This is a genomic window from Streptomyces sp. WAC 01529, assembly GCF_003945545.1.
Taxonomy (GTDB): domain Bacteria; phylum Actinomycetota; class Actinomycetes; order Streptomycetales; family Streptomycetaceae; genus Streptomyces; species Streptomyces anatolicus.
Genome location: NZ_CP029617.1, coordinates 4,603,456 through 4,630,000, shown reverse-complemented (window position 1 = coordinate 4,630,000; position 26,545 = coordinate 4,603,456). Strand labels below are relative to the sequence as shown.

Here is a 26,545-nt window from a genome sequence, read left to right as displayed (position 1 = left end):
AGGGAGATGGCCCGGCCCACGGTCGACGGGGCGTATCGGGCCGTCGGCCTTCTGCCCGCCGCGTCCTCGCCGCAGCCGGTGATGTGACGTGACGTGGGGGCGGTGTCTCAGCTGTTGTTGCCGGAGGCCAGTTCGCGGCTGCGGTCGCGGGCCGCTTCCAGGGCCGCGATGAGCGCCGCGCGCACGCCGTGGTTCTCCAGTTCGCGGATCGCGTTGATCGTCGTGCCCGCCGGGGAGGTGACGGCCTCGCGGAGCTTCACCGGGTGCTCGCCGCTGTCGCGGAGCATGACGGAGGCGCCGACCGCCGCCTGGACGATCAGGTCGTGGGCCTTGTCGCGGGGCAGGCCGAGGAGGATGCCCGCGTCGGTCATGGCCTCGACGAGAAAGTAGAAGTAGGCCGGGCCCGAGCCGGACAGGGCCGTGCAGGCGTCCTGCTGGGTCTCGGGGACCCGGAGCGTCTTGCCGACGGCGCCGAAGATGTCCTCGGCGTGGGCGAGCGCCTCGGCGGTGGCGTGGCTGCCGGCGGAGATGACGGACATGCCCTCGTCCACGAGGACGGGGGTGTTCGGCATGACCCGGACGACGGGGGTGTCGTCGGCGAGGCGCTCTTCGATGAAGGCGGTGGTGATGCCGGCGGCCGCGCTGATGACGAGGCGGTCGGCGGTGACGTGCGGGGCGAGCTCGTCGAGCAGCTTCGCCATGTCCTGCGGCTTGCAGGCGAGGATGAGGGTGTCGGCCTGCTTGGCGGCGTCGGCGTTGCTGACCGGGGTGACGCCGTAGCGGGTGCTCAGTTCGTCGGCGCGTTCCTGGCGGCGGGTGGTGACCAGGAGGTCGGCGGGGGCCCAGCCGCCGCGGATCATGCCGCTGAGCAGGGCCTCACCGATCTTTCCGGTGCCGAGGACTGCGACTTTCTGACTCGTGGTGCGGCTCATGGCGGGGGCCTTCCGGGGTTGCGTCGTCCGGGGGCCATCCTCGCATTGGGGTGCGCCGGGCCGGTGGTGCGTCCGGTGGGCGGACGCGGCGGACGCGGCGGGTGCGCGGGGGCCGGGGCTCAGGCGGTGCGGCGGCGCAGGGTCGCCGCGCCCAGGCCGAGCACCAGGACGGCGCAGGCGGCGACGATGACGGCGTCGCGCACGAAGTCGCCGGTGATGTCGGGGTGGCGCAGGACCTCGTTCATGCCGTCGACGGCGTACGACATGGGGAGGACGTCGGAGATCCCTTCGAGGACCGGCTGCATGCTGGGGCGGGGCGCGAAGAGGCCGCAGAGCAGGAGCTGGGGGAAGATCACCGCCGGCATGAACTGGACGGCCTGGAACTCGGACGCGGCGAACGCCGAGACGAACAGGCCGAGGGCGGTGCCGAGCAGCGCGTCGAGCAGGGCGACCAGGAGCAGCAGCCAGGCGGAGCCGGTGACGTCCAGGCCGAGGGCCCAGAGGGCGAGGCCGGTGGCGAGGGCGGACTGGACGACGGCGAGGGCGCCGAAGGCGAGGGCGTATCCGGCGATGAGGTCGCCCTTGCCGAGGGGCATGGCGAGGAGGCGTTCGAGGGTGCCGGAGGTGCGCTCGCGCAAGGTGGCGATCGAGGTCACCAGGAACATCGTGATGAGGGGGAAGATCCCGAGGAGGGACGCGCCGATGGAGTCGAAGGTGCGGGGGTCGCCGTCGAACACGTAACGCAGGAGCAGCAGCATCGCGCAGGGGACGAGGACCATCAGCGCGATGGAGCGCGGGTCGTGGCGGAGCTGGCGCAGGACGCGGGCGGCGGTGGCGAGGGTGCGGTGGGGGTTCATCGGGGGCTCCTGGGGGCCGGGGAGCGGGCCGTGGCCTCGTCCACGAGGTGGAGGAACGCCGCTTCGACCGTGTCGGAGCCGGTGCGGGTGCGCAGCGCTCGCGGGGTGTCGTCCGCGAGGATCTCGCCCTCGCGCATGAGGAGGAGGCGGTCGCAGCGTTCGGCCTCGTCCATGACGTGGGAGGAGACGAGGATCGCGGCGCCTCGTTCGGCGGCGATGGTGTGGAAGAGGTTCCAGAGGTCGCGGCGGAGTACGGGATCGAGGCCGACGGTCGGCTCGTCGAGTACGAGGAGTTCGGGGGTGCCGAGGAGCGCGACCGCGAGGGAGACCCGGCTGCGCTGGCCGCCGGAGAGGTTGCCCGCGAGGGAGTCGGCGTGCGAGGCCAGGTCGACGTCGGCGATGGCGCGGGTGACGTGGTCGCGTCGGCGTTCCGCGGCGGGGCCCCGGCCGGGGTCGAGGACGGCCGCGAAGTACTCCAGGTTCTGGCGGACGGTCAGGTCGTCGTAGACGGAGGGGTCCTGGGTGACGTATCCGATGCGGGAGCGCAGGGCGGGGGCGCCCGCGGGGTGGCCGAGGACGCACAGGGTGCCGGTGACCTTGGCCTGGGTGCCGACGACCGCGCGCATCAGCGTGGACTTGCCGCAGCCGGAGGGGCCGAGGAGGCCGGTGATCTGGCCGCGCGGGACAGCGAAGGCGAGGCCGCGCAGGACGGTCCGGGCTCCCCGGACGACGGTGAGGCCTTCGGCCAGGATGGCGGGATCGGTACGGACTGGGCCGGTGACGTGGTCACCCCCGTCCCCGCCCCGGCCCGGACGCTTGTTATTCATCATGTGATGAATAATCCTCCGGGCGGCACGGCCCGTCAAGGCGGGCCGCCGGTGGCCGTGAGGCTTCAGGCCCGGCGCTTTTTCCGGGACGGGTTGCCCGTCCGGCGCGAGGTCCGCTTCTTGTACTGGGCGAGGGCCGCCTCGTACTCCTCGCGATGGAGTCGTTCGCCGGGGGCCTCCTTCAGGGAGCGGAAGAAGTAGGCGAGGAGGACGCCGATGAAACCGATCGTCAGGAGGCTCCGCAGCTGGGCCTGGGATGCCGGGTCGTGGCGCTTGGCGAACCCCTCCCACGTGCGGCGGAAGGCGATCGCGCTGCAGACCGCGAACATCACGACGACGAGGAGATTGACGAAGCCGCCCACGTCCGCGATGGCCAGCCCCTCGTACGCGAAGCGCAGCACGAGGCAGCCCGCGGCCGCCGCGAGCAGCGAGCCGACGGCGAGACCGGCGCGGCGCGCGCCGTAGCCGCCGTCGTGGGCGAGCCACGTCGTCCCGAAGAAGCGGATGGGTTCGGGCCGGGGACCGGGGGTGGTGGGTTCTTCGCTCACTGTTTGATTATCGCCCCCGCCCGGGACGGGGAGGGCGGCGCGCCCTATTCGTCCCCCTCTTGTCCTGCCCCACCCCCCGGCGGCTACTTTGGGCGGGGTAAGGCGCATGGCGTAACGGGGGATCACGGGGGAGGTCGGGACAGTGTCACTCCGTGAAGGAGATCCGGAGGAGATCGGCGGTTATCCGCTGGAGGCGCGGCTCGGCTCGGGCGGCATGGGCACCGTCTTCCTCGCGCGTACGGCCTCGGGGCGGCCCGTCGCCATCAAGCTGATCCACCGGCAGTTCGCGGACGACGAGGAGTTCCGGATCCGCTTCCGGCAGGAGGTGGCCGCGGCCCGACGCGTCAGCGGCGCCTTCACCGCGGCCGTGATCGACGCGGACCCCGAGGCCACGCACCCGTGGATGGCCACCACGTACATCGAGGGCCATACGCTCGCCCAGCGCATCGCCAAGCACGGCCCGATCGGCGGCGCCGAGCTGCGCACGCTCTCCATCGGGCTCACCGAGGCGCTGCGCGACATCCACCGCGCGGGTGTCGTGCACCGGGACCTCAAGCCGTCCAACGTGGTCCTCTCCCCCGAGGGCCCGCGCGTCATCGACTTCGGCATCTCGCGCGCGGCGGACCAGCAGACGCTGACGATGACGGGGCGGGTGATCGGGACGCCGCCGTTCATGTCGCCGGAGCAGTTGCAGGCGCCGCGCGGGGTCGGGCCGCGTTCCGACGTGTTCTCGCTCGGCACGCTGCTCGTGTACGCGGCGACGGGTCAGGGGCCCTTCGATGCCGACAGCCCGTATATGACCGCGTATCAAGTGGTACATGAGCCGCCGTCGTTGGGCTCGGTCCCGGGCGCGCTGCGCGGGGTCGTCGAGCCGTGCCTGGCGAAGGACCCGAAGGACCGGCCCTCGGCGGACGAACTCCTCGTACGGCTGCGGGATCTGCCCACCGATCTCGGGGCCGCCGCCGTGGAGGGTGCCGCGCGCCCCACGTGCGAGACGGACACGCAGCACCATCTGGCCGGTGAGGACACGCCCACGCCGACCGCCTCCCCCCCGAAGTCCGCCTCCCCTCCGAAGTCCGCCTCCGCCACCGGCTCCCGCTCCGGGAACCGCCGCCGTCTGCGCCCCGTCCTGGCCGCCGCGGTCGCCGTCGCGGCGATCGGCGCCGGTGTCGCGCTGATGCGGACCGACGACCCCGGCGGTGCGGGCGGCGAGGGCGACAAGGGCCGCACTGTCGCGGCGACCGGCTCCCCGCTGCCGGGCGGGTTCCAGCCGTGGCGGAAGCAGGTGCGGGGCGGCCGCGAGGACATCCCGGACGAACTGCGGTGCGAGGCGCGCGGGGACGCGCTGTTCTGCGGGGGCGGCGGGGTCGTGGCGGCCCGGCTGCGGATCTCCGACGGCTCGCGCGTGTGGACGGAGAAGAGCCCGGGCGTGCCGGTCCAGGGCATGCATCTGGTGGGCGTCACCGAGGACACGGTGCTCGGTTACCGCTTCGCCGCCGAGGGCACGCCGGGCGGTGACGCGACCGAGGTCGTGGCCGTCGACGCGGAGAAGGGCGAGGAGCTGTGGTCCGTGCGGTCGGGCGCCCAGTCGACGGCCGTGACGGGGCGGACGCAGGACGCCGTGGTCTCCGGCTCCCTCGTCATGACGGTCGACGCGTCGAACGGGCGTTTCGAGGCGCGGCAGGCGCACAGCGGCCGCGTGCTCTGGCGGGCGCCCTTCCCCGCCGCCTCGGAGTGCGCCCCGCTCTCGGCGGGGAGACGGCTGTACGCGGTGTGCGCGCCGCGCGCCGAGGTGGAGGCCGGGGAGGTGCGCCACTCCGCCGTGCACGAGATCGGGCGCGGCTCGGGGCGGTTCGGCAAGGGTGTGCCCGTGGTGGGTCCTGTGCAGCCGGTCGGTTCCGTCGACGGTGATGTCGTACTGCTGCGGCAGCGTGTGAAGGGGCCCGAGTTCCTTGGGTACGAAGGGGTGGCGCGGGTCGACACCGATGCGCGGAAGGTGTCGTACGCGCCCTTGCCCTCGGTGTACGAGGGGACGCCCGGGATGGCGGGCGGCACCGTCTACCTCACCGGGCGGACCGGGCTCGTACACGCGCTCGATCCGGGGACCGGCAAGCTGAAGTGGTCCCGGCAGACGGGGCTCGAAGGCGCTTCGGGGCCGGTCGCCGCGGGCGGCACGCTGTACTTCAGCTCGGCCAGCGGGCGCGTGGCCGCCCTCCGGGAGCGCGGCGGCGCCAAGCTGTGGGTCACCGATCCGCGTGCGGACGGCGTGTCCGGCGAGATGAACGCGAGCCCCAGGGTGACCGTCGCGGGCCGCGCGGCGATCGTGACCGGCGCGGAGAACACGGTGTTCGCCTTCGACACGGCGAAGCCGCCGGAGTCCGAGTGAACCGTCGGAGTCCGGCGGCCCGTGAACCCGGCCGCTCCAAAAGCCGTCAGCAGCGCGGTGCCACGTAACCGTCGCTGCCCGTGCGGACGTACGTATCCGAGATGTACCGCCCGCTGCCGATCCTGTCCCACAGCTTCGAGGTGCCGGTCGGGCCCGTGACCGTCTCGCCCGGCTTCTGGCACTGGATGGTGACGCGGGTGCCCGCGCTGAGGCGGCCGACCTTGGAGTACGACGTGCCCGGGCCGGAGCGGACGTAGACGTCCGCGGCGACCGCGTAGGTTCTGCTGAGGAGCGCCTCGACCGCGGTGGCGTCGGCGCTCTCCGGCGTGATGACGTTCTCGCTCATGTGTTTCCCCCGTAACCGGCGGCGCGGGCCGCCCCTGGTGTGTTCCTCACCAAGGACGCGCCCGCGCCGCGAAAGGTTTCCGGGGCCCGGCCGGATTCCGGCCGGGGTTCAGCCGAGCTTCGACACGTCCCGCACCGCGCCCTTGTCGGCGCTGGTCGCCATCGCCGCGTACGCGCGCAGGGCGGCCGAGACCTTGCGCTCGCGCGCCTTGGGCTCGTACACACCACCGAGGGCCGCGCGGCGGCGGTCCAGCTCCGCGTCGTCGACGAGGAGTTCGATCGAGCGGTTCGGGATGTCGATGCGGATGCGGTCGCCGTCCTCGACCAGCGCGATCGTGCCGCCGGACGCTGCCTCGGGCGAGGCGTGGCCGATCGAGAGGCCCGACGTGCCGCCGGAGAAGCGGCCGTCGGTGACCAGGGCGCAGGCCTTGCCCAGGCCGCGGCCCTTGAGGTAGGAGGTCGGGTAGAGCATCTCCTGCATGCCGGGGCCGCCCTTGGGGCCCTCGTAGCGGATGACGACCACGTCGCCTTCCTTGACGCCCTTGGTGAGGATCTTCTCGACGGCCTCTTCCTGCGAGTCGCAGACGACCGCGGGGCCCTCGAAGGTCCAGATCGACTCGTCGACGCCCGCGGTCTTCACCACGCAGCCGTCCACGGCGATGTTGCCCTTGAGGACGCCGAGGCCGCCGTCCTTGGAGTAGGCGTGGGCGACATCGCGGATGCAGCCGTTCGCGGCGTCCGTGTCGAGGGTGTCCCAGCGCTCGGACTGCGAGAAGGCCTCGGCGGAGCGCTTGCAGCCGGGCGCCGCGTGCCACAGCTCGACGGCCTCCTCGGAGGCGGAGCCGGAGCGGATGTCCCAGGCGTCCAGCCACTCCTTGATGGAGGGCGAGTGGACGGTGTGCACGTCCTCGTTGAGCAGGCCGCCGCGGTACAGCTCGCCGAGGAGGGCGGGGATGCCGCCGGCGCGGTGCACGTCCTCCATGTAGTACGTCGTGGTGGGCGCGGCGTTCGGCGCGACCTTGGCCAGGCAGGGGACGCGGCGCGAGACGGCGTCGATGTCGGTCAGGTCGTAGCCCACCTCGGCCTCGCGGGCCGCCGCGAGCAGGTGCAGGATCGTGTTGGTCGAGCCGCCCATGGCGATGTCCAGGGCCATGGCGTTCTCGAACGCGGCGTGGGTGGCGATGCTGCGCGGCAGGACGGAGGCGTCGTCACCGTCGTAGTAGCGCTTGGTGATGTCCACGACCGTCCGGCCCGCGCGCTCGTACAGCTCCTTGCGGGCGGTGTGCGTGGCGAGGACCGAGCCGTTGCCCGGCAGGGAGAGGCCGATCGCCTCGGTCAGGCAGTTCATGGAGTTGGCGGTGAACATGCCGGAACAGGAGCCGCAGGTCGGGCAGGCGTTCTCCTCGATACGGAGGATGTCCTCGTCCGAGATGCTCTCGTCCACCGCGTCGCTGATCGCGTTGACCAGGTCGAGCTTGCGGACCGTGCCGTCGACGAGCGTGGCCTTGCCGGCCTCCATCGGGCCGCCGGAGACGAAGACCGTCGGGATGTTGAGGCGCAGGGCCGCCATCAGCATGCCGGGGGTGATCTTGTCGCAGTTGGAGATGCAGATCAGGGCGTCGGCGCAGTGCGCCTCGACCATGTACTCCACGGAGTCGGCGATCAGGTCGCGCGAGGGCAGGGAGTACAGCATTCCGCCGTGGCCCATCGCGATGCCGTCGTCCACCGCGATGGTGTTGAACTCGCGGGGGATGCCGCCGGCCTCGCGGATCGCCTCCGAGACGATGCGGCCGACCGGCTGGAGGTGGGTGTGGCCGGGCACGAACTCCGTGAAGGAGTTGGCCACGGCGATGATCGGCTTCCGCCCGATGTCGGCCCCGGGTACACCGGAGGCGCGCATAAGGGCGCGGGCGCCCGCCATGTTGCGGCCGTGGGTGACTGTGCGGGACCTGAGCTCGGGCATCGTCGCTCGCTCCTTCGTAAGAGATGGGGCTGCTTCGAGCGTACGCCGCGGCTCCAGGATCTGGACAGGGTGTCCGGATGACGGGACGACCGTCTCAGGGGGCAGGCCAGGCACCGGTCATCGGCTCACGCGCCGGTCAGATGCCCCTGCACCACCGGTGCCACCCGCGCCACGATCTGCTCCACGTCGGCCGAGGCCAGCGGCTCGACCTTGATCACGTAGCGCAGCATGGCGATGCCCACCAGCTGCGCGGCCGCCAGTTCGGCCCGCAGTTCCGCGTCCGGCAGTTCCAGGCGGCGGGCGATGCGGCCGAGGAGCTGGGCGGCGATGAGGCGGCGGAAGACCGCGGCGGCCGTGTCGTTGTTCACCGCGGAGCGCACGATGGCGAGGAGCGGGGCGCGCGTGGCGGGGTTCTCCCAGACGCCGAGGATGAAGCGGGTGAGCCGCTCGCCGACCCCGTCGAGCGGGCCCTCCTCGACGGCGGCGGGCGCCTCCAGCGCGGGAGCGAAGGCGACGGTGATGGCCGCCTCGAACACCTGCTCCTTCGTACCGAAGTAGTGGTGCACGAGCGCCGGGTCCACCCCGGCGGCCTTGGCGATGCCACGCACGGAGGCCTTCTCGTATCCCCGTTCGGAGAATTCGTCGCGGGCCGCCTGGAGGATGCGGTCGCGCGTCGCGGGCCCGGTCTCCGACTGCGTACGAGAAGGGCGTCCCCGGCGGCGCGGGGCGGCGGCCCCCTGGGGCGCGCCCGAGGTCATGAGCGGGGCACCTTCACCGCCGACGCCAGGTGCAGCCGCGTGAAGGCGAGGGCCTCGGCGAGGTCGGCCTCACGTTCGGCGCTGGACATCGCGCGGCGCGTGTTGACCTCGATGACGACGTGCCCGTCGAAGCCGGTGGCCGCCAGCCGTTCGAGCAGTTCGGCGCAGGGCTGGGTGCCGCGGCCGGGGACGAGGTGCTCGTCCTTGGCGGAGCCCTTGCCGTCGGCGAGGTGGACGTGGCCGAGCCGGTCGCCCATGCGGTCGATCATCCGCATCGCGTCCGTGCGGGCGGTCGCGGTGTGCGAGAGGTCGACGGTGAAGTGGCGGTAGTCGTCCTTGGTGACGTCCCAGTCGGGCGCGTACGCGAGCATCTCGCGGTCGCGGTAGCGCCAGGGGTACATGTTCTCGACGGCGAAGCGCACGTCCGTCTCGTCGGCCATCCGCCAGATTCCGTCGACGAAGTCGCGCGCGTAACCCCGCTGCCAGCGGAAGGGCGGGTGCACCACGACGGTGGACGCGCCGAGCTTCTCGGCGGCGGCCCTTGCGCGCTGGAGCTTGACCCAGGGGTCGGTGGACCAGACGCGCTGCGTGATCAGCAGACAGGGGGCGTGGACGGCGAGGACCGGGATCTGGTGGTAGTCGCTCAGTCTGCGCAGGGCCTCGATGTCCTGGCTGACGGGGTCGGTCCACACCATGACCTCGACGCCGTCGTAGCCCAGGCGTGCGGCGATCTCGAAGGCCGTCGCCGTCGACTCCGGATAGACCGAGGCCGTCGACAGGGCGACCTTCGCATCCGGGATGCGCACCACTGGTTCTGCCACGAGGGACAGGGTACGGGCCGCGCCCGCACGCCGGGGAGGTGGCCTCAGGGGGCCGGGGTTTCCGGCGTGTGGTCAGGCTGGGGGCGTCGGGGGGAGGTGGTCGAGCCGTCGCAGGATCACGCCCTCGCGCAGCGCCCACGGGCAGATCTCCACGCTCTCGCACCCGAAGAGGTCCAGGGCGCCCTCCGCGACGAGCGCCCCGGCGAGCAGCTGTCCGGCCCGGCCTTCGGAGACGCCGGGCAGTTCGGCGCGTTCGCGCGTGGTCATGGCGGCGAGCTGCGGCACCCAGTCCTCCAGGGACTTCCGCTTCAGCTCGCGCTGTACGTAGAGGCCCTCCGTGGAGCGGGCCGCACCGGCCAGGCGGGCGAGCTGTTTGAACGTCTTCGAGGTCGCCACGATGTGGTCGGGCGCGCCGAAGCGGGCGAACTCCCCGACCGTACGGGCGATCTGGGCGCGCACGTGCCGCCGCAGCGCCTTCACGTCGGAGGGGTCGGGCGGGTCCGCCGGCAGCCAGGCCGCGGTGAGCCGGCCGGCGCCGAGCGGCAGGCTGACGGCGGCGTCCGGCTCCTCGTCTATGCCGTACGCGATCTCCAGGGAGCCGCCGCCGATGTCCAGGACGAGGAGCTTGCCCGCGGACCAGCCGAACCAGCGCCGGGCGGCCAGGAAGGTGAGCTTGGCCTCCTCCTCGCCGGAGAGCACCTGGAGGTCGACGCCGGTCTCCTCCCTTACGCGGGCCAGGACCTCGTCGGCGTTGGTCGCCTCGCGCACCGCGGAGGTGGCGAACGGCAGCACTTCCTCCACGCCCTTGTCCTCGGCGGCGACCACCGCCTCCTGGACGGTGGCGACCAGCCGGTCGACGCCCTGGGGGCCGATGGCGCCCGCGGGGTCGAGGAGTTGGGCCAGGCGCAGGTCGGCCTTGTGGGAGTGCGCGGGCAGGGGGCGCGCGCCGGGGTGGGCGTCGACCACGAGCAGATGCACCGTGTTCGACCCCACGTCGAGGACACCGAGTCTCATGGACGGAACGCTACGCCGGATGGGGCGCTCGTCTGGCCTCGGGCGGCCCACCGCCCGCATACCCTGGAGATGTGCCAAAGACGAAAAAGACGAAGGCCGACAAATCGAAGAAGTCCGAGGGGCCCGGGAAGCCTGACGACTCCGGTAAGCCCGGCAAGGCGAACAAGGCTGCCAAGACCGGCAAGGACGACAAGGGCGACAAGGGCGTCAGGGGCGTCCAGGTGGTGGGCAGGCCCGAGAAGGCCGAGAAGGTGGGCAAGTCCGGGAAGCCCGCGAGGACCGGGAAGGCCGAGCCGGACGAGAAGGGCCTGGACTTCGCCCGCGCCTGGGTGGAGTTCCCCGACCCCGCCGACGACGAGCAGGTCTTCCGCTGCGATCTGACCTGGCTGACCTCCCGCTGGAACTGCATCTTCGGCAGCGGCTGCCAGGGCATCCAGGCGGGCCGCGCCGACGACGGCTGCTGCACGCTGGGCGCGCACTTCTCGGACGACGACGACGAGAAGCGCGTCGCCGCGTACGTGGAGCGGCTCACGCCCGACATCTGGCAGCACCACGACGTGGGCCGGGAGACCGGCTGGGTCTCCACGGACGAGGACGGCGACCGCCAGACCCGGCCGTACAACGGCTCGTGCATCTTCCAGAACCGCCCCGGCTTCGCGGGCGGTGCCGGCTGCTCGCTGCACATCCTCGCGCTCAGGGAGGGCGTCGAGCCCCTGGAGACGAAGCCGGACGTCTGCTGGCAGCTGCCGGTGCGCCGTACGTACGACTGGATCGACCGGCCCGACGACACGCGGATCCTCCAGGTGTCGATCGGTGAGTACGACCGGCGGGGCTGGGGCCCCGGCGGCCACGACCTGCACTGGTGGTGCACGTCGGCGACGTCGGCACACGGCGCGGGCGACCCGGTGTACGTCACCTACCGCCCCGAGCTGATCGAACTGATGGGCAAGGAGGGGTACGACCGCCTGGTGGAGCTGTGCGAGGAACGCCTCAACGCCCAACTCCCCCTCTTGGCCCCGCACCCGGCGGACCCGGTAGCGCCGTAAGGGGCGCGGGGAACTGCGCGCCCGGCCACGTCCGACCCGCGGATACGAACCACCCACCCCGGCGGAGCCCTCAGCTCGGACTGGGCTCCCCGCCGTCACCGGGCGGCGGAGTCGAGCCCCCCGGCCCGGGATCCGACGGCGTAGGCGTGGGCTCCGAGGGCGTAGGCGTCGGTTCCGAGGGCTCAGGCGTGGGCGTGGGGTCCGAGGGCCCGGGATCGGACGGCCCAGGGTCGGAGGGCCCGGGGAGAGTGGGCCGCGGCTTCGGCCCCGGCCGCGACGGCGGCCGCCCGTCCCCGTACCCCTCGATGGAGATGGCCGCGCCCGAGGGCGCGATGGCGACCCGGGCCCGCCAGGGCCCGGCCGGCTCCCGGGCGTGGTCGACGTAGACCCGGATGGTGACCGACTCCCCCGGCGCGAGCGTCCCCGCCGAGCGGCTCAGATAGAGCCAGGACGCGCCCTCGCTCGCGGACCAGCGGACCGGCGAACGACCGGACGCCGTCAGCGTGATGAGCGTCGTGTCGCCGCTGGGCCGCGCCGCGACGGTGAGGCGCCCGGAGCCCGTGGACGAGCCGGACGGGGGCCCGCCGCCGCTGATGACCTCTACGGAGACGTCCGGTGAGCGGCCGCCCGTGGTGAAGCGGTGCTCGGGGCCCTTGCGTGCGTTGCCCGCGTTCTCGTAGTCCCGGGAGCGGTCGCTGCCGAGGCCGTCGACGCCGTCGCTCGCGGTGACCGAACTGCCGTCGTGGCCCTCTCCGGTGTGCGGCGCTCCGCGGTACGCGGCCCACAGGGCGAGCACCGGGGCGGCCACCACGGTGGCGACGACGGTCGTGGTGACGGCACGCGCGCGTAGGCGGTCGCGGCGCGCGGCGTGGTCCTTGGGGTCCATCGGGAAACCGCGCCGGTCGTAGCGGGGGTGGGCGCCCCGCGCGCGGGGGACGTGCGCCATGGCGAGGGGCAGGGCGTCGCGGGGGGCCTCGACGACGGGGAGTCTCGCGGGGCTTACGGCCGTGCCGGGCCAGGCGCCGGCGCCCGCGCGCTCGGCGGTGCGGCGGCAGCGCGGGCAGTCGTCGACGTGCCGGACCAGCTCGCGGCGCAGGGCCGTGCCGAGCAGTACCTGGTTGTCGCCGGTGAGGCGGGCGACGATGGGGCAGCTGCCGGTCTCCACGACGGCGAGGGCGGCGCGGGTGCGCTCCACCTCGCAGGCGGCGGAGGCGAGCAGGCCGCGGGCCTTGGCGAGGTCCATGCCGAGCACGGCGGCGACCTCGGTGGGGGCGAGCTGGTGGCGCACGGCCAGTTCGAGGGCCTCGCGCTGCTCGGGTGTCGTACCGGCGGCTTCGGGCCAGGCCAGCTGGGCCAGTTCGCGGTGGCGCCGAAGCTCGGTCTCTTCCGGGGTGGGGGCGGAGGGGGCGGCTGAGTCGGCGGGGGTGCCTGGGCCGCCCGGGGCAGCAGGGGCGGCCGGGACTCCGGGAGCGGCCGGGACTTCAGGGGCACCCGGGACTCCAGGAGCGCCCGGGACTCCAGAGGCGGCCGAGCCGGTCTTCGCGGCGCGGGTGGCGGCCCCCGCGTCCCTCCCCCTGCCCGCAGCGGCGCCCCTGCGCCCACCCCCCGCGCCCCTGGCCGCATGCGCGCCCTGGCGGTTCCGCTTGGCCTCGGCCAGACGGCGCAGGCAGACCCAGCGGGCCAGTGCGTAGAGCCAGGCGCGCAGCTCGCCGTCGGCCTCGGGGCCGCGCGAGCCCCGGCGCTCGGCCAGATGGAGCACGTCCCCCAGCGCCGCGGTCGCCGCGTCGTGATCGCACAGGACGGACAGGCAGTAGGTGAACAGGCCGTCCAGACACGGTTCGTAGCGCGCGGGCGGGGTCGTCCGGGGCGCCGGGCGGGGCGCCACACGCTTGCGCGTATCACGGTGCGCCCGGTGTGCGCCGGTTGCGTTCACGGGGGTTTCCGGCCTGCTGCTCATCACCCGTGCGAAGTTAGGCGGATGATGCAGGCTCCTTCCTCCCTCTTGCGCACATTTAATCCTTACGGGTGAACAGATCCCTCAAAAGGGGACAGGAACCCATCATTCCGGGGCCTTGACGCACGCGCCGGACGGGCGCCGAGTGGGCGCCGGAGCATGCGGGACGGCGGGGACGGGGGCGGAGCCGCGGCGGGCCGCGTTGGCCGCGTTGGCCGCGTTGTCAGTGGGCTCGGTTACGGTTCCGAGCATGGCTGCCCGTACGAAATCCACCAAGGACCGTCCGTCCTACCGCTGCACCGAGTGTGGCTGGCAGACGGCCAAGTGGCTCGGCCGCTGCCCCGAATGCCAGGCGTGGGGCACGGTCGAGGAGTATGGCGCGCCCGCGGTCCGCACCACCGCCCCCGGCCGGGTCACCTCCTCCGCCGTCCCGATCGGCGAGGTCGACGGCCGCACGGCGACCGCGCGCTCCACCGGCGTGCCCGAGCTGGACCGCGTGCTGGGCGGCGGACTCGTCCCCGGCGCGGTGGTGCTGCTGGCGGGCGAGCCGGGCGTGGGCAAGTCGACGCTGCTGCTGGACGTCTCGGCGAAGGCGGCGAGCGAGCAGCACCGCACGCTCTATGTGACCGGCGAGGAGTCGGCGAGCCAGGTCAGGCTGCGCGCCGACCGCATCGGCGCCATCGACGACCACCTCTATCTGGCCGCGGAGACCGATCTGTCCGCCGTCCTCGGCCACTTGGACGCGGTCAAGCCCTCCCTCCTGGTCCTCGACTCCGTCCAGACGGTCGCCTCGCCGGAGATCGACGGCGCGCCCGGCGGCATGGCGCAGGTCCGCGAGGTGGCGGGCGCGCTGATCCGCGCCTCCAAGGAGCGCGGCATGTCGACCCTCCTGGTCGGCCACGTCACCAAGGACGGCGCTATCGCGGGCCCCCGCCTCCTGGAGCATCTCGTCGACGTGGTCCTCCAGTTCGAGGGCGACCGGCACGCGCGCCTGCGCCTGGTCCGCGGCGTCAAGAACCGGTACGGCACGACGGACGAGGTCGGCTGCTTCGAGCTGCACGACGAGGGCATCATCGGCCTCGCCGACCCCAGCGGCCTCTTCCTCACCCGCCGCGCCGAGCCCGTCCCCGGCACCTGCCTGACCGTCACCCTGGAGGGCCGCCGCCCCCTGGTCGCCGAGGTCCAGGCGCTCACGGTCGACTCGCAGATCCCGAGCCCCCGGCGCACCACGTCCGGCCTGGAGACGTCCCGCGTCTCGATGATGCTGGCCGTCCTGGAGCAGCGCGGCAGGATCACGGCCCTCGGCAAGCGGGACATCTACAGCGCGACGGTCGGCGGCGTGAAGCTCTCCGAGCCCGCAGCGGACCTCGCCATCGCCCTCGCCCTGGCCAGCGCGGCGAGCGACACCCCGCTGCCGAAGAACCTCGTGGCGATCGGTGAAGTGGGCCTGGCGGGCGAGGTCAGACGGGTCACGGGCGTCCAGCGCAGACTGGCCGAGGCGCACCGCCTGGGCTTCACCCACGCCCTCGTGCCGACCGATCCCGGCAGGATCCCGGCCGGTATGAAGGTCATCGAAGTCGCCGACATGGGTGAGGCGCTGCGCGTCCTTCCGCGATCCCGTCGTCGAGAGGCCCCACGGGAGGAGGAAGAGCGCCGGTAGACTTTGCCCTGGTCTCGCCCATCCGTACGAAGACAGTCGTACGGCAGAGGCTTGGACGACGTGCGAACGAGGGAGTGCAGTGGCAGCCAACGACCGGGCAGCGAATCCCGGCAAGCCCGGCGGAAGCTCCGCTGCCGATGCGCTGATGCGCGCCTCCCTGAGCGCCGTCGCCCCCGGCACGGCCCTGCGCGACGGCCTGGAGCGCATCCTGCGCGGCAACACCGGCGGCCTGATCGTCCTCGGCTGGGACAAGACCGTCGAGTCGATGTGCACGGGCGGCTTCATCCTGAACGTCGAGTTCACCGCGACGCGCCTGCGCGAGCTGTGCAAGCTCGACGGCGGCATCGTCCTCGACAAGGACATCACCAAGATCCTCCGCGCCGGTGTGCAGCTGGTGCCGGACCCGATGATCCCCACCGAGGAGACCGGCACGCGGCACCGCACGGCGGACCGCGTCTCCAAGCAGGTCGGTTTCCCCGTCGTCTCCGTCTCCCAGTCCATGCGCCTGATCGCGCTGTACGTGGACGGCCAGCGCCGCGTCCTGGAGGACTCGGCGGCGATCCTCTCCCGCGCCAACCAGGCCCTCGCGACCCTGGAGCGGTACAAGCTGCGTCTCGACGAGGTCGCGGGCACGCTCTCCGCCCTGGAGATCGAGGACCTGGTGACGGTGCGGGACGTGACGGCGGTCGCCCAGCGCCTGGAGATGGTGCGCCGCATCGCCACGGAGATCGCCGAGTACGTGGTGGAGCTGGGCACCGACGGCCGCCTTCTCGCCCTCCAGCTGGACGAGTTGATCGCGGGCGTCGAGCCCGAGCGCGAGCTGGTCGTCAGGGACTACGTGCCCGAGCCGACCGCCAAGCGCTCCCGTACGGTCGACGAGGCGCTCCAGGAGCTGGACGCCCTCACCCACGCGGAGCTGCTCGAACTGTCCACCGTGGCGCGCGCCTTGGGTTACACGGGCTCTCCGGAGGCCCTGGACTCGGCCGTCTCCCCGCGCGGCTTCCGCCTGCTCGCGAAGGTCCCCCGCCTCCCCGGCGCCATCATCGACCGCCTGGTCGAGCACTTCGGCGGCCTGCAGAAGCTGCTCGCCGCGAGCGTGGACGATCTCCAGACGGTGGACGGCGTGGGCGAGGCCAGGGCGCGCAGCGTCCGCGAGGGCCTGTCGCGCCTGGCGGAGTCGTCGATCCTGGAGCGGTACGTCTAGCGGCCCCGGGGGCGCCTAGCTCCTACGGGACGGCTGAGCGCGGGGAAACGGGCGGGCGGGTGGGAGAACTCCCCGCGCGAAGCGCGGAAATCACCCCACGACCCGCACCGCCCCTCAGTCCTTCTCAAGAACAAACGAGGCCCGAGCAACCCCAAGCCCCGGCGCCTTAGCCTCGACAAGATACGTACCGGCCCCCGCGACTCCCGCCGAAGGCGAAGCACACTTCGGCTCACTCCCCCGCCGGTCCCACTGCACGGTGTGCGTGACGCGCCCCTCGGCGGGCACGCGCAGCAGCAGACTGCCGCTCCCGGAGGGGCAGTCGGCCGAGGACCAGAACTCCTCGTCGCCACCGGCCTGAGTGATCGTCAGGACCGTTCCCTTGCCGCCCATGTCGACCTTGCAGGCCTTGCCGCCGCGGTTCTCGGCGATCAGCTCGAACTTGGGCTTCTCGCCGATCTCGTACTCGTTACGGACGCTGCGCACCTTCAACTTCACCGCGCCGCTGGTGCAGTCGGGTACGCGCGTGCCGGCCGGGAGCCGGTCGCCCGAGCCCCCGCCGCCCTTGGCGTCGCCGTCCGAACCGCCGCCGGAGCCCCCCGAACCGCCCCCGGAACCGCCGGAGCCATCAGAGCCCTCGGAGTCCGACCCCTCGGAACCGCCCGGGCCGGAACCGGAACCGGAGTCCGAGCCGTCGCTCGACTCGTCCCGCCCGCCCGGGTGTTCACTGATCGCGGGCCCGGAATCGGAGGGGCCGGGAGTGATGGACGTAGCGGGGCCGTTGCCGCCCGGGCCGTCGGCGCCGTTCTTCCCGCCTCCGCCTCCGGAGGTGGCGATCCAGACGGCGAGCAGTACCAGCAGGCCGAACACGGACAGCAGAACGGCCCTCCGACGCCAGTAGATGGTGGAGGGAAGCGGCCCGACCGGATTGCGCAGAGATCCCACGCCCAAACCTTACGAGAGAACCGGCGCGTGTCCCGCCCCACCCGCCGCCCTGAGCCACAAAGTTTGCCGATCATCATCCCGCAGAACCCCGCAAAGCCCTCCAGACCCTGTCCATCGTCAGGGGTCCGCACGGGACGATCGCCAGATGTGACGATTCGGACCCACTCCGTACCGTCCGTAATCATGGACACCATGGACGACGATCTCTACCGCGATATCACCGACTTCGCCCACGACACGCCCTCGTGGTTCCAGCACCTCGCCGAGGTGTGGACGGAGCTCGGGCTGCTTCTCTTCGGCGTGCTCTTCATCGTCGCCTGGTGGCGTGCCCGCCGCGGCGACCCCCGCGCGCTCGCGATCGCGGTGCTGGCACCTCTGGCCACCGCGGTGGCTTATGTGTGCAGCGAGTTGCTCAAGTCCGTCATCGACGAGGAGCGGCCCTGCCGGGCGGTGACCGGCGCGCTGAAGCCGCTCGTCGAGTGCCCGGCCTACGGCGACTGGTCCTTCCCCAGCAACCACTCGACGATCGCGGGCGCCGCCGCGATCGGTCTCGCGCTCGCCTGGCCGCGCCTCGCGGCCCTGACGGTTCCGATGGCCGTGCTCATGGCGCTCTCGCGGGTCTTCGTCGGCGTGCACTACCCGCACGACGTGGCGGTCGGTCTCGTCTTCGGCGCGCTGATCACGTACGCGGTCGTACGGGTCGCCACGCGTCCCGTGGCGCGGGTCGCGCAGGCGATGCGGGGATCCTCGACCGGCGTCGTGAAGTGGTTCGCGGGCCCGGGTCCGGCGCTCGCCCCGTCCCCCGCGACGGATCCGGCGGCGTACGACACCCCGACGATGACGTTCCGCCGCCACGAGCCGCACGCCGACGACGCGCACGGTTACGGCGCGCAGGGCAACGGCTCGCAGGGCTACGGCTCACACGAGGGCGGTGCGTACGGCAACGGCTCACCCGGCGACGGCTCGTACGGCAACGGCTCGTACGGCGACGGCTCGTATGGCAACGGCTCACCCGGCAACGGTTCGCACCGCCGCGACTCGCACCGCCGTCGCTGACCCCGGGGGGCGGGGCGGGCGGGGCTCACTCCGGTTCCGGGACGAGCCCCGCTTCGTACGCGATGATCGCCGCCCGTACGCGGTTCTTGACCCCCAGCCGTTCGAGGACCGCGCTCACATACGCCTTGACCGTGCCCTCCACCAGGTGCAGCCGCGCGGCGATCTCCGGGTTGGAGAGGCCCGCGCCGACCAGGCCGAGGACCTGGCGTTCGCGCGGGGTGAGGGTCTCGACGCGGGCGCGGGCCTCGGCGCCGCGGCCCATGCGGCGGGCGCCGAAGCCGTCGATGACGTGCCGGGCCACCTTGGGCGAGAGGAAGGCGGCGCCGCCCGCCACCGCCCGTACGCCCGCGATGAGTTCGTGCGGATCGCCGGACTTCAGCAGGAAACCGGTGGCTCCGCCGGCCAGCGCCCTTGCCACGTACGCGTCCTCGGAGAACGTCGTCAGCATGGCGACCGCGGTTCCCGGCACCGTACGGACGATCTCCTCGCCCGCCGCGAGACCGTCCAGGCGCGGCATACGGATGTCGAGCAGCGCCACGTCGGGCCGGTGGGCCTGCGCGAGGGTGACGGCCTCGCGCCCGTCGGCGGCCTCCGCGACGACCTCGATGTCCCCGCCCGCCGCGAGGATCGCGCGCACGCCCGCGCGGATCATCGCCTCGTCGTCGGCCAGCAGGACCCGGATGGCCTCGTTCACCGCACACGCTCCTCGCTCATCGCGTCAGCCGTGGGGATCACGGCCTTGTCCACCAGTCGGGCGCCGCCGTCGCCCGGTCCGCCCTGGTCGAAACAGATCCTGAAGTAGGGGACGGCGGTGAAGAGTTCGCCGCTCGCGCGGTAGTACGCGCAGTCGGCCCCGGTGGGCGGCGGGCTCGGCGCGCGTTCGACCGGCGGGTCGGAGGAGGCCAGGTCCGGCAGGACGCGTTCGGCCTCGGCGCGCGGCTCGCCGACGTGCAGGCGCGCGAAGTCGGCGGGATCGAGGACCGAGTGGGTCCGGGAGTACGCGTACCAGGCGAAGGTTCCCCCGACGAGCAGCACGCCCGTGGTGACGGCGGCGCCGAAGGCCAGGACGGTGCGGCGGCGCGCGTACGCGAGGTGGGCGCCGGGGTGCGGGGGCGCGGGGGTGATGCCCTCGGCGGGCAGGTGGGCGGTGACCCTGAAGCCGTCGCCGTGCGGGCCCGCGTCGAAGGTGCCGCCGAGGTCGGTGACGCGGGCGCGCAGTCCGCGCAGGCCGGTGCCGCCGTCGGAGGGCGAACCGGGGTGCTCGGGGCGGCCGTTGGTGACGGTGGCCGTCGTCGAGGTGCCGCCGCGCCTCACGGTGACGGTGACGGGGGCGCCGGGTGCGTGCTTGGCGGCGTTGGTGAGGGCTTCTTGGACGACGCGGTGGAGGGTACGTTCGGTCAGCTCGGCGCCGCCGGATCCGCTTGCGGTTAGCGGTTGGTCGTCGCCTCGGCCAGCGCCTCGGTCATCACCTTGGTCAGCGCCTTGGTCATCGTCGTAGGTGATCCGGAGGCCGGACTCCGTGGCGCGGGTGACGAGGTCGGCGACGCTCTCGCCGGTCGGGGCGAGCGGGGCCCGCTCGTCGTCGTCCTCGCGGAGCAGGCCGATGATGGCGTGCAGCCGGTCGGTGGCGTGCGAGGCGGCCGCGCGGAGGTCGGCGACGGCCTCGCGGTGCGGGTCCGGGAGGTCGGGGGCGACCTGGAGGGCGCCCGCGCGGACGGCGATCAGGCTCAGTTCGTGGCCCAGGGAGTCGTGCATGTCCTGGGCGATACGGGCCCGTTCGCGCAGCCGCGCCCGGTCGGCGACGATGCGCTGCTCGCGCTCCAGCTGGTCGGCGCGGGTCCAGCCGGCGGCGGCGAGTTCGCGGGCCTGGCGCCAGTAACGGCCCGCGAGCCAGGGGAAGACCGTGCCGAAGACGAGGGTCCCCATGAGGACGAGCCACTCGACCACGGGGTCCACGTCACGTACGGCGATCTTGGCCGTGCCGAGGACGGCGAGGGCGCCGAAGGCGAGGAGCGCGGGGCGGGCGCGGGGCGCGCGGCGGCCGAGGAGCAGGGCGAAGGCGGCGAGGGCCGGGCCGAAGGAGAGGGTGAAGAGGGAGGGGGCGGTGAGGAGGCCGAGGGCGGCGGCGAGGAGGAAGGCGAGCAGGGGCCTGGCCCTGCGGATGCCGGTGGCGCAGGCGAGGGCCGCGAGGGCGGTGAGCTGGGCGGGGGCCGAGCGGGGCTCGTCCAGCCCCAGCCAGTTGGCTGCCCCGGCGGGCAGCGCCAGCGCCGTCCCCACCAATGCGCCCCGCATACGCCTGTCCACGCCCCGACGCTACTTCCCCCCGCCCCCTCGGCACCCCTGCCGATAGTCAGGTCCCGACCGCCCCCGGCGTGCCGCCACCCCCGGGCGGGGAATGCTCGGGGCAACGGGTGGGCGGGCACCGCGCAGAACACCAGGCCAGCGGTCTGGGCGAGGAAAGCTCCCCACCCACCCGCCCATCCACCCGGCGCGGGGCAACGGGTGGGCGGGCACCGCGCAGCACGCCGGGCCAGCGGTCTGGGCGAGGAAAGCTCCCCACCCACCCGCCCGTCCTCCCGGCGCGGGGCAACGGGTGGGCCGGCACCGCGCAGAACACCGGGCCAGCGGTCTGGGCGAGGAAAGCTCCCCACCCACCCGCCCATCCCCCCCGGCGCGGGGCAACGGGTGGGCCGGCACCGCGCAGAACACCGGGCCAGCGGTCTGGGCGAGGAAAGCTCCCCACCCACCCGCCCATCCCCCCCCCGGCGCGGGGACAACGAGTGGGCGAGCACCGCCCAGAACGCCGGGCCGGTGGTCTGTGGCGCGGGGATAACGGGTGGGCAGGCACGCCGCTCAAGCGCCGGGTCAGCGACGCGTGGCGCGGGCAGTGGGTGGGTGGGCGCGCCGCCCACGGCGGCTCGGCGACCTGTGGGCGGGCGCGCCACTCAATCACCGGTCGGCGGCGCGTGGTGCCGGGCAACGCATAGGCGGGCTCCCGCTCGGGCGTCGGCCCGATGGGACGTGGTGCGGGGTAACGGGTGGGTGTGGGAGAACCCGCGCGGAGCGCGGGAAAGGGTCCACCGGGCCGCAGGTGAAGAAGCACCCCCCGCCCCCCAGGAGAACCCGCGCCGGACCGCGGAAAGCCCGGCCTCCCGCGGGACGCGGGACAACACCCGCCCCCACGACCCCGTAGAACCGCCGAGGCCATGGCAGGATCGACCCCGCCATGACTGCTCCCACAAAGCCCATGCCGCACAGCCCGGCCGCCCCGGGGGACTCCCCCGAGCCCACCGGGGACGCCCTCCACACCCCCGTCATCGCCTGGTTCGACGCCCACGCCCGTGATCTGCCGTGGCGGCGCCCGGACGCCGGGCCGTGGGGCGTGATGGTCAGCGAGTTCATGCTCCAGCAGACGCCCGTCAGCCGGGTCCTGCCCGTGTACGAACAGTGGCTGGCCCGCTGGCCCCGCCCCGCCGACCTCGCCGAGGAGGCGCCCGGCGAGGCCGTCCGCGCCTGGGGGCGGCTCGGCTATCCGCGCCGCGCCCTGCGGCTGCACGGCGCGGCCGTGGCCATAACGGAGCGGCACGGCGGCGACGTACCCACGCAGCACGCCCAGTTGCTCGCCCTGCCCGGCATCGGGGAGTACACCGCGGCGGCCGTCGCGTCGTTCGCGTACGGACAGCGGCACGCGGTCCTCGACACGAACGTGCGCCGCGTCTTCGCGCGGGCCGTGACCGGCGTGCAGAACCCGCCGAACGCGACGACCGCCGCCGAGCGCAAGCTCGCCCGCGCCCTGCTCCCCGAGGACGCGCGCACCGCGTCCCGCTGGGCCGCCGCCTCGATGGAGCTGGGCGCCCTGGTGTGCACCGCCAAGAACGAGAACTGCGCGCGGTGCCCGATCGCCGACCGCTGCGCCTGGCGCACGGCGGGAAAGCCGGCGCACGAGGGCCCGGCCCGCCGCACCCAGACGTACGCGGGCACGGACCGCCAGGTGCGGGGCAAGCTGCTCGCCGTACTCCGTGAGGCCGTAACGCCCGTGCCGCAGGCCGTACTCGACCGGGTGTGGGACGAGCCGGTGCAGCGGGCCCGCGCGCTGGACGGGCTGGTCGCGGACGGTCTCGTCGAGCCCCTGCCGGACGGCCTTTACCGGCTGCCGCTGACCTGACGCCCACCCGCCCGCGGGCGGCGTTTACGCGCGCCCTACTTCTGTTACACAACCTACGCACAGCCGTGCGCCCCCCGCTGGCTGCTCCGCACAACCCCGTGACACGGCCTCCGTAGCTTCTTACCTGTACCGCACAGGCAAGGACTTGCGGTCGGCATTGGGGACGGAACGGAGGCGGTTTGATATGGCGCACGGCGAGGTGCTCGAGTTCGAAGAGTACGTCCGCACTCGGCAGGACGCCCTGCTGCGCAGTGCCCGGCGCCTGGTTCCGGACCCCGTCGACGCCCAGGACCTCCTCCAGACCGCGCTCGTACGCACGTACGGCCGTTGGGACGGCATAGCCGACAAGCGGCTCGCGGACGCCTATCTGCGCCGCGTCATGATCAATACGCGTACGGAGTGGTGGCGCGCCCGCAAGCTGGAGGAGGTGCCCACCGAGCAGCTGCCCGACGCGAGCGTGGAAGACTCCACCGAACAGCACGCGGACCGCGCTCTGCTGATGGACATCATGAAGGTGCTCGCACCCAAGCAGCGCAGCGTCGTCGTGCTGCGACACTGGGAGCAGATGTCCACAGAGGAGACGGCCGCCGCACTCGGCATGTCGGCAGGAACGGTCAAGAGCACGCTGCACCGGGCGCTCGCCCGCCTCCGCCAGGAGCTGGAGAGCCGGGACCGCGAGGAGCTGGTCGCAAGCGCGCTCGAACGTGAGGAGCGGGAGCGTTGCGCGGCCTAGGCCCCCGGGCCAAGAGAAGTGTGAAGGCGGCGAGTACGGCGGTGGCCGGGCTCGCCGCTCTCGGTCTTTCGCTCTCCGCCTGTTCGACGGGCGGCTCGGGAGCGCGCGACGAGGGCCCGGCCCGCAGCGAGCCCGTGGTCTCCGCCTCGCCCGCCCCGTCGTCCTCGGTCCGCGTGCCGAAGAAGATCGACGCGGTGCGGCTCGTCAAGGAGGACCCGAAGGTCAGCCCCGCGGTCAAACGGGATCTGAAGCCGTGCGCGGGCAAGACGTACCCGGTCGACGTGTCGTACGGGAACCTGACCGGAGGAACCGCCGCCGATGTCGTGGTGAACGTGCTGACCTGCGCGGACGCCGTCGGCATCGGCAGCTATGTGTATCGCGCCCAGGGCGGCAGGTACGAGAATGTCTTTACGGCCGAGGAGCCGGCCTCCGTCTACACCGAGATCGACCGCGGCGACCTGGTGGTGACGAAGCAGCTGTACGAGGAGGGCGACTCGGTGGCCTACCCCTCCGGCGAGGAAGTGATCACCTATCGCTGGTCCTCGCACCACTTCACCGAGACGGAACGCACGCGCAACGACTTCAGCAACGCGGTGGGCGGCGAGGAGCCCGCGCCGGAGGCGGGTTGACGGCCGTACGTACGGAGTAGACGTACTGAGTACACGTAGGCAGACCCGAGAAACACCGAGAAGGACTGAGAACATCCGATGGCAGAGCAGACCCATGTCCTGTTCGTCGAGGACGACGACGTCATCCGCGAGGCCACCCAGCTCGCCCTGGAGCGTGACGGCTTCGCGGTGACGGCCATGCCCGACGGCCTGGCGGGCCTGGAGGCGTTCCGCGCCAACCAGCCGGACATCGCGCTGCTCGACGTGATGGTGCCGGGCCTGGACGGCGTCTCGCTGTGCCGCCGTATCCGGGACGAGTCGACCGTCCCGGTGATCATGCTGTCGGCGCGCGCCGACTCCATCGATGTGGTGCTCGGCCTGGAGGCGGGCGCCGACGACTACGTGACCAAGCCGTTCGACGGGGCCGTCCTGGTCGCCCGCATCCGCGCGGTCCTGCGCCGCTTCGGACACGCGAGCGGTTCCGGCCAAGCCACGACGGCCGTGGACGAGCGCTCGACCACGGACGGCGGCGTACTGCACTTCGGCGATCTGGAGATCGACACGGAGGGCATGGAGGTCCGCAGGGACGGCGCCCCGGTCGCGCTCACGCCGACCGAGATGCGCCTGCTCCTGGAGTTCTCCTCCGCGCCCGGCACGGTCCTCTCCCGCGACAAGCTCCTCGAGCGTGTCTGGGACTACGGCTGGGGCGGCGACACCCGCGTCGTCGACGTCCACGTGCAGCGGCTGCGCACGAAGGTGGGCCAGGACCGCATCGAGACGGTCCGCGGCTTCGGATACAAGCTCAAGGCGTGAGCGGGCGCGTGACGAACGGTGTACGGCGCCGCCTCAGGAGCCGCGCCCACGAGGTGCTCCGATCCAGCTCGCCCGCGGGCCTGCGCTCACGTCTGAGCACCGGCCTGCGCACCGGCGTGCGCTGGAAGATCAGCGCGGCGATCGCGCTGGTCGGCGCGCTGGTCGCGGTGGTCCTGAGCCTGGTCGTGCACAACGCCGCACGGGTCTCGATGCTCGACAACGCGCGCGACGTGCAGGACGAGCGCATCCAGTTCGCCCTGCGGCTCTACTCCGCCTCCCAGCGCCAGACCCTGCAGTTCGGTACGAAGGTCGACGACCCGGCGCTCCCCGAGGAGCTGCGCCACACGGTGCTCAAGGGCCGCCGCGCCACCTTCGTCGAGGACAAGCCCGACGGGGTGCCGGACATCTGGGCGGCCGTGCCGCTCGCCGACGGGCACGTCCTTTCGCTGCACTCCCGCTTCACCGACCGCAGCGCCACCGTCATGAAGGACCTCGACCAGGCGCTGGTCATCGGGTCGATCTCGGTCGTCTTCGGCGGCTGCGCGCTCGGCGTGCTGATCGGCGGGCAGCTGTCGCGGCGGCTGCGCAAGGCGGCGACGGCGGCGAGCGAGGTCGCCCAGGGGCAGACGGACGTCAGCGTCCGCGACGCCATCGGCGGTGTCGTGAAGGACGAGACCGACGACCTGGCGAGCGCCGTCGACGCCATGGCCGACGCCCTCAAGCAGCGCCTGGAGGCCGAGCGGCGGGTCACCGCGGACATCGCGCACGAGCTGCGCACGCCGGTGACCGGGCTGCTCACGGCGGCCGAGCTGCTGCCGCCCGGCCGGCCGAGCGAGCTGGTCAAGGATCGCGCGCAGGCCATGCGCACGCTCGTCGAGGACGTCCTCGAAGTGGCCCGGCTCGACTCCGCGGCCGAGCGGGCCGAGTTGCAGGACATCACGCTCGGCGAGTTCGTGAGCCGGCGGATGGCGGCCCTGACCGCGGACGTGACGGTGACGGTGGTGCACGAGTCGCAGGTCACCACCGACCCGCGCCGCCTGGAACGCATCCTCGGCAATCTCGTCGCCAACGCGGCCAAGCACGGCAAGCCGCCGATCGAGGTCAGCGTCGAGGGCCGGGTGGTGCGGGTGCGCGACCACGGGCCCGGCTTCCCCGAGGCGCTCCTCGACGAGGGGCCGAGCCGCTTCCGCACCGGCAGCACGGACCGGGCGGGGCACGGCCACGGCCTCGGCCTGACCATCGCCGCGGGCCAGGCGCGGGTGCTCGGCGCGCGGCTCACCTTCCGCAACGTACGCCCGGCGGGGGCGGCGCCCGGCGAGCGCTCCGAGGGCGCGGTCGCCGTGCTGTGGCTGCCGGAACACGCGCCCACGAACACCGGGAGCTTCCCGGTCCTGCAGCTGCCGGACAACCTCTGAGGGACAGCCCTCAGGGGGGCGTGCAGCCTCGGCTCACCGGGGTCAGCAGGACCAGTCCTTGCCGAAGTCCAGGCCGCCCTCGCGGCGCTGCGTGAACGAGAACCAGTTCCCGGAGTCGTCGCGGAAGAGCGCCTCGGTGCCGTACGGACGCTCCTGCGGCTCCTGGAGGAACTCGACGCCGCGCGCCTTCAGCTTCTCGTAGTCCCCGTGGACGTCGTTGGTGACCAGGACGCCCGCGCCGAGGACCCCCTTGGCGACCAGCTTCTTCATGGCCTCGGCCGACTCGTCGTCCAGAGACGGCGGGCCCGGCACCATCAGCGTCAGCTCCACGTCGGGCTGGTCCTTGGCGCCGACGGTGAGCCAGCGCATGCCGCCGTCGCCCATGGTCATGTCCGTACGGACCTCGAGACCGAGCTTCTGGGTGTAGAACTCCTTGGCCCGGTCCTGGTCCAGGACCCAGACGGTGGAGATGGCGAGTCCCTTGATCATGGCCTGCTC

24 protein-coding genes and 1 pseudogene (1 of these 25 cut by a window edge) are annotated in these 26,545 nt (G+C 73.1%); 11 read left to right on the top strand and 14 right to left on the bottom strand.

The features are described from left to right. Window positions 1–87, top strand: the end of a protein-coding gene (trpS, locus tag DMA15_RS20920; RefSeq protein WP_125514313.1) for a tryptophan--tRNA ligase. Its footprint begins 933 nt before the window's first position; only the last 87 of its 1,020 coding nucleotides appear in the window; the start codon falls outside the window, past its left edge; its stop codon occupies window positions 85–87. Between the two features lie 20 nt (window positions 88–107). Here trpS and proC read toward each other — a convergent pair whose 3' ends face one another. The 4 genes from proC to DMA15_RS20900 all read right to left on the bottom strand — a co-directional run bounded on the left by proC (window position 108) and on the right by DMA15_RS20900 (window position 3,164). Then, the gene (gene proC, locus DMA15_RS20915) at window positions 108–932 is read right to left on the bottom strand and encodes a pyrroline-5-carboxylate reductase (RefSeq protein WP_125514312.1); all 825 of its coding nucleotides are present in this window, start codon (window positions 930–932) and stop codon (window positions 108–110) included. 119 nt (window positions 933–1,051) lie between these two features. After that, complete coding sequence (locus DMA15_RS20910) at window positions 1,052–1,789, bottom strand: ABC transporter permease (protein WP_125514311.1); 738 nt, start codon at window positions 1,787–1,789, stop codon at window positions 1,052–1,054. After that, complete coding sequence (locus tag DMA15_RS20905; RefSeq protein WP_125517912.1) at window positions 1,786–2,616, bottom strand: ABC transporter ATP-binding protein; 831 nt, start codon at window positions 2,614–2,616, stop codon at window positions 1,786–1,788. The genes DMA15_RS20910 and DMA15_RS20905 overlap by 4 nt, the downstream gene beginning before the upstream one ends. Before the next feature lie 65 nt (window positions 2,617–2,681). Further along, entirely contained in the window at window positions 2,682–3,164 is a 483-nt protein-coding gene (locus DMA15_RS20900) for an EamA/RhaT family transporter (RefSeq protein ID WP_125514310.1), read from the bottom strand. A gap of 142 nt (window positions 3,165–3,306) precedes the next feature. Here DMA15_RS20900 and DMA15_RS20895 point away from each other — a divergent pair, with 142 nt between their 5' ends. Beyond that, window positions 3,307–5,550 carry a serine/threonine-protein kinase gene (locus DMA15_RS20895; protein ID WP_125514309.1) on the top strand — a complete coding sequence of 748 codons (2,244 nt, stop codon included), beginning with the start codon at window positions 3,307–3,309 and terminating at the stop codon, window positions 5,548–5,550. Window positions 5,551–5,596: 46 nt separating this feature from the next. On the opposite strand, the gene DMA15_RS20890 is transcribed toward DMA15_RS20895, so the two are convergent. From DMA15_RS20890 to DMA15_RS20870, 5 genes are all read right to left on the bottom strand, one after another. Continuing rightward, the gene (locus tag DMA15_RS20890; protein WP_125514308.1) at window positions 5,597–5,896 is read right to left on the bottom strand and encodes an SH3 domain-containing protein; all 300 of its coding nucleotides are present in this window, start codon (window positions 5,894–5,896) and stop codon (window positions 5,597–5,599) included. Window positions 5,897–6,004: 108 nt separating this feature from the next. Beyond that, complete coding sequence (gene ilvD, locus DMA15_RS20885) at window positions 6,005–7,858, bottom strand: dihydroxy-acid dehydratase (protein WP_125514307.1); 1,854 nt, start codon at window positions 7,856–7,858, stop codon at window positions 6,005–6,007. A gap of 125 nt (window positions 7,859–7,983) precedes the next feature. Continuing rightward, window positions 7,984–8,616 (bottom strand): TetR family transcriptional regulator, encoded by a 633-nt coding sequence (locus DMA15_RS20880; protein WP_125514306.1) that lies wholly within the window; start codon window positions 8,614–8,616, stop codon window positions 7,984–7,986. Beyond that, window positions 8,613–9,437, bottom strand: a complete 825-nt coding sequence (locus DMA15_RS20875) for a sugar phosphate isomerase/epimerase (protein ID WP_125514305.1) — start codon at window positions 9,435–9,437, stop codon at window positions 8,613–8,615. Before DMA15_RS20875 ends, DMA15_RS20880 begins: the two co-directional genes overlap by 4 nt. A gap of 72 nt (window positions 9,438–9,509) precedes the next feature. Next, window positions 9,510–10,451, bottom strand: coding sequence for a Ppx/GppA phosphatase family protein (locus tag DMA15_RS20870; protein WP_125514304.1), 942 nt, complete (start codon window positions 10,449–10,451; stop codon window positions 9,510–9,512). A gap of 251 nt (window positions 10,452–10,702) precedes the next feature. Here DMA15_RS20870 and DMA15_RS20865 point away from each other — a divergent pair, with 251 nt between their 5' ends. Beyond that, a complete protein-coding gene (locus DMA15_RS20865; protein ID WP_346428949.1) occupies window positions 10,703–11,497 on the top strand; it encodes a hypothetical protein in 795 nt (264 codons plus the stop codon). Window positions 11,498–11,567: 70 nt separating this feature from the next. On the opposite strand, the gene DMA15_RS20860 is transcribed toward DMA15_RS20865, so the two are convergent. Continuing rightward, the gene (locus tag DMA15_RS20860) at window positions 11,568–13,454 is read right to left on the bottom strand and encodes a hypothetical protein (RefSeq protein ID WP_240659880.1); all 1,887 of its coding nucleotides are present in this window, start codon (window positions 13,452–13,454) and stop codon (window positions 11,568–11,570) included. Window positions 13,455–13,701: 247 nt separating this feature from the next. On the opposite strand from DMA15_RS20860, the gene radA reads away from it, so the two are divergent. Together radA and disA are read left to right on the top strand one after the other, a co-directional pair. After that, window positions 13,702–15,111: a DNA repair protein RadA gene (gene radA, locus DMA15_RS20855; RefSeq protein ID WP_125514301.1), complete on the top strand. Its 1,410-nt coding sequence runs from the start codon at window positions 13,702–13,704 to the stop codon at window positions 15,109–15,111. Between the two features lie 79 nt (window positions 15,112–15,190). Further along, window positions 15,191–16,315, top strand: coding sequence for a DNA integrity scanning diadenylate cyclase DisA (disA, locus tag DMA15_RS20850; RefSeq protein ID WP_125514300.1), 1,125 nt, complete (start codon window positions 15,191–15,193; stop codon window positions 16,313–16,315). 114 nt (window positions 16,316–16,429) lie between these two features. Here disA and DMA15_RS20845 read toward each other — a convergent pair whose 3' ends face one another. Next, entirely contained in the window at window positions 16,430–17,257 is an 828-nt protein-coding gene (locus DMA15_RS20845; protein WP_125514299.1) for a hypothetical protein, read from the bottom strand. 183 nt (window positions 17,258–17,440) lie between these two features. On the opposite strand from DMA15_RS20845, the pseudogene DMA15_RS20840 reads away from it, so the two are divergent. After that, window positions 17,441–18,040 (top strand): annotated as a pseudogene (locus DMA15_RS20840) (phosphatase PAP2 family protein); the annotation flags it as partial. A gap of 298 nt (window positions 18,041–18,338) precedes the next feature. Here the strand turns inward: DMA15_RS20840 and DMA15_RS20835 are convergent. Both DMA15_RS20835 and DMA15_RS20830 read right to left on the bottom strand, forming a co-directional pair. Beyond that, window positions 18,339–19,007, bottom strand: a complete 669-nt coding sequence (locus DMA15_RS20835; RefSeq protein ID WP_276314360.1) for a response regulator transcription factor — start codon at window positions 19,005–19,007, stop codon at window positions 18,339–18,341. Continuing rightward, a complete protein-coding gene (locus DMA15_RS20830) occupies window positions 19,004–20,617 on the bottom strand; it encodes a histidine kinase (protein ID WP_240659879.1) in 1,614 nt (537 codons plus the stop codon). The genes DMA15_RS20835 and DMA15_RS20830 overlap by 4 nt, the downstream gene beginning before the upstream one ends. Window positions 20,618–21,539: 922 nt before the next feature. On the opposite strand from DMA15_RS20830, the gene DMA15_RS20825 reads away from it, so the two are divergent. The 5 genes from DMA15_RS20825 (at window position 21,540) to cseC (ending at window position 26,047) form a co-directional block, all read left to right on the top strand. Further along, a complete protein-coding gene (locus DMA15_RS20825) occupies window positions 21,540–22,478 on the top strand; it encodes an A/G-specific adenine glycosylase (protein WP_125514297.1) in 939 nt (312 codons plus the stop codon). 184 nt (window positions 22,479–22,662) lie between these two features. Continuing rightward, the gene (locus DMA15_RS20820) at window positions 22,663–23,211 is read left to right on the top strand and encodes a SigE family RNA polymerase sigma factor (RefSeq protein ID WP_125514296.1); all 549 of its coding nucleotides are present in this window, start codon (window positions 22,663–22,665) and stop codon (window positions 23,209–23,211) included. Window positions 23,212–23,231: 20 nt separating this feature from the next. Next, window positions 23,232–23,840 carry a hypothetical protein gene (locus tag DMA15_RS20815; protein WP_240659878.1) on the top strand — a complete coding sequence of 203 codons (609 nt, stop codon included), beginning with the start codon at window positions 23,232–23,234 and terminating at the stop codon, window positions 23,838–23,840. Window positions 23,841–23,918: 78 nt separating this feature from the next. Further along, window positions 23,919–24,632 carry a two-component system response regulator CseB gene (cseB, locus tag DMA15_RS20810; protein ID WP_125514294.1) on the top strand — a complete coding sequence of 238 codons (714 nt, stop codon included), beginning with the start codon at window positions 23,919–23,921 and terminating at the stop codon, window positions 24,630–24,632. A gap of 53 nt (window positions 24,633–24,685) precedes the next feature. Beyond that, window positions 24,686–26,047 (top strand): two-component system sensor histidine kinase CseC, encoded by a 1,362-nt coding sequence (gene cseC / locus DMA15_RS20805; RefSeq protein WP_240660236.1) that lies wholly within the window; start codon window positions 24,686–24,688, stop codon window positions 26,045–26,047. A gap of 42 nt (window positions 26,048–26,089) precedes the next feature. Here the strand turns inward: cseC and DMA15_RS20800 are convergent, their stop codons facing one another. Next, window positions 26,090–26,536 (bottom strand): VOC family protein, encoded by a 447-nt coding sequence (locus DMA15_RS20800; RefSeq protein WP_125514293.1) that lies wholly within the window; start codon window positions 26,534–26,536, stop codon window positions 26,090–26,092. Window positions 26,537–26,545 lie beyond the last annotated feature (9 nt).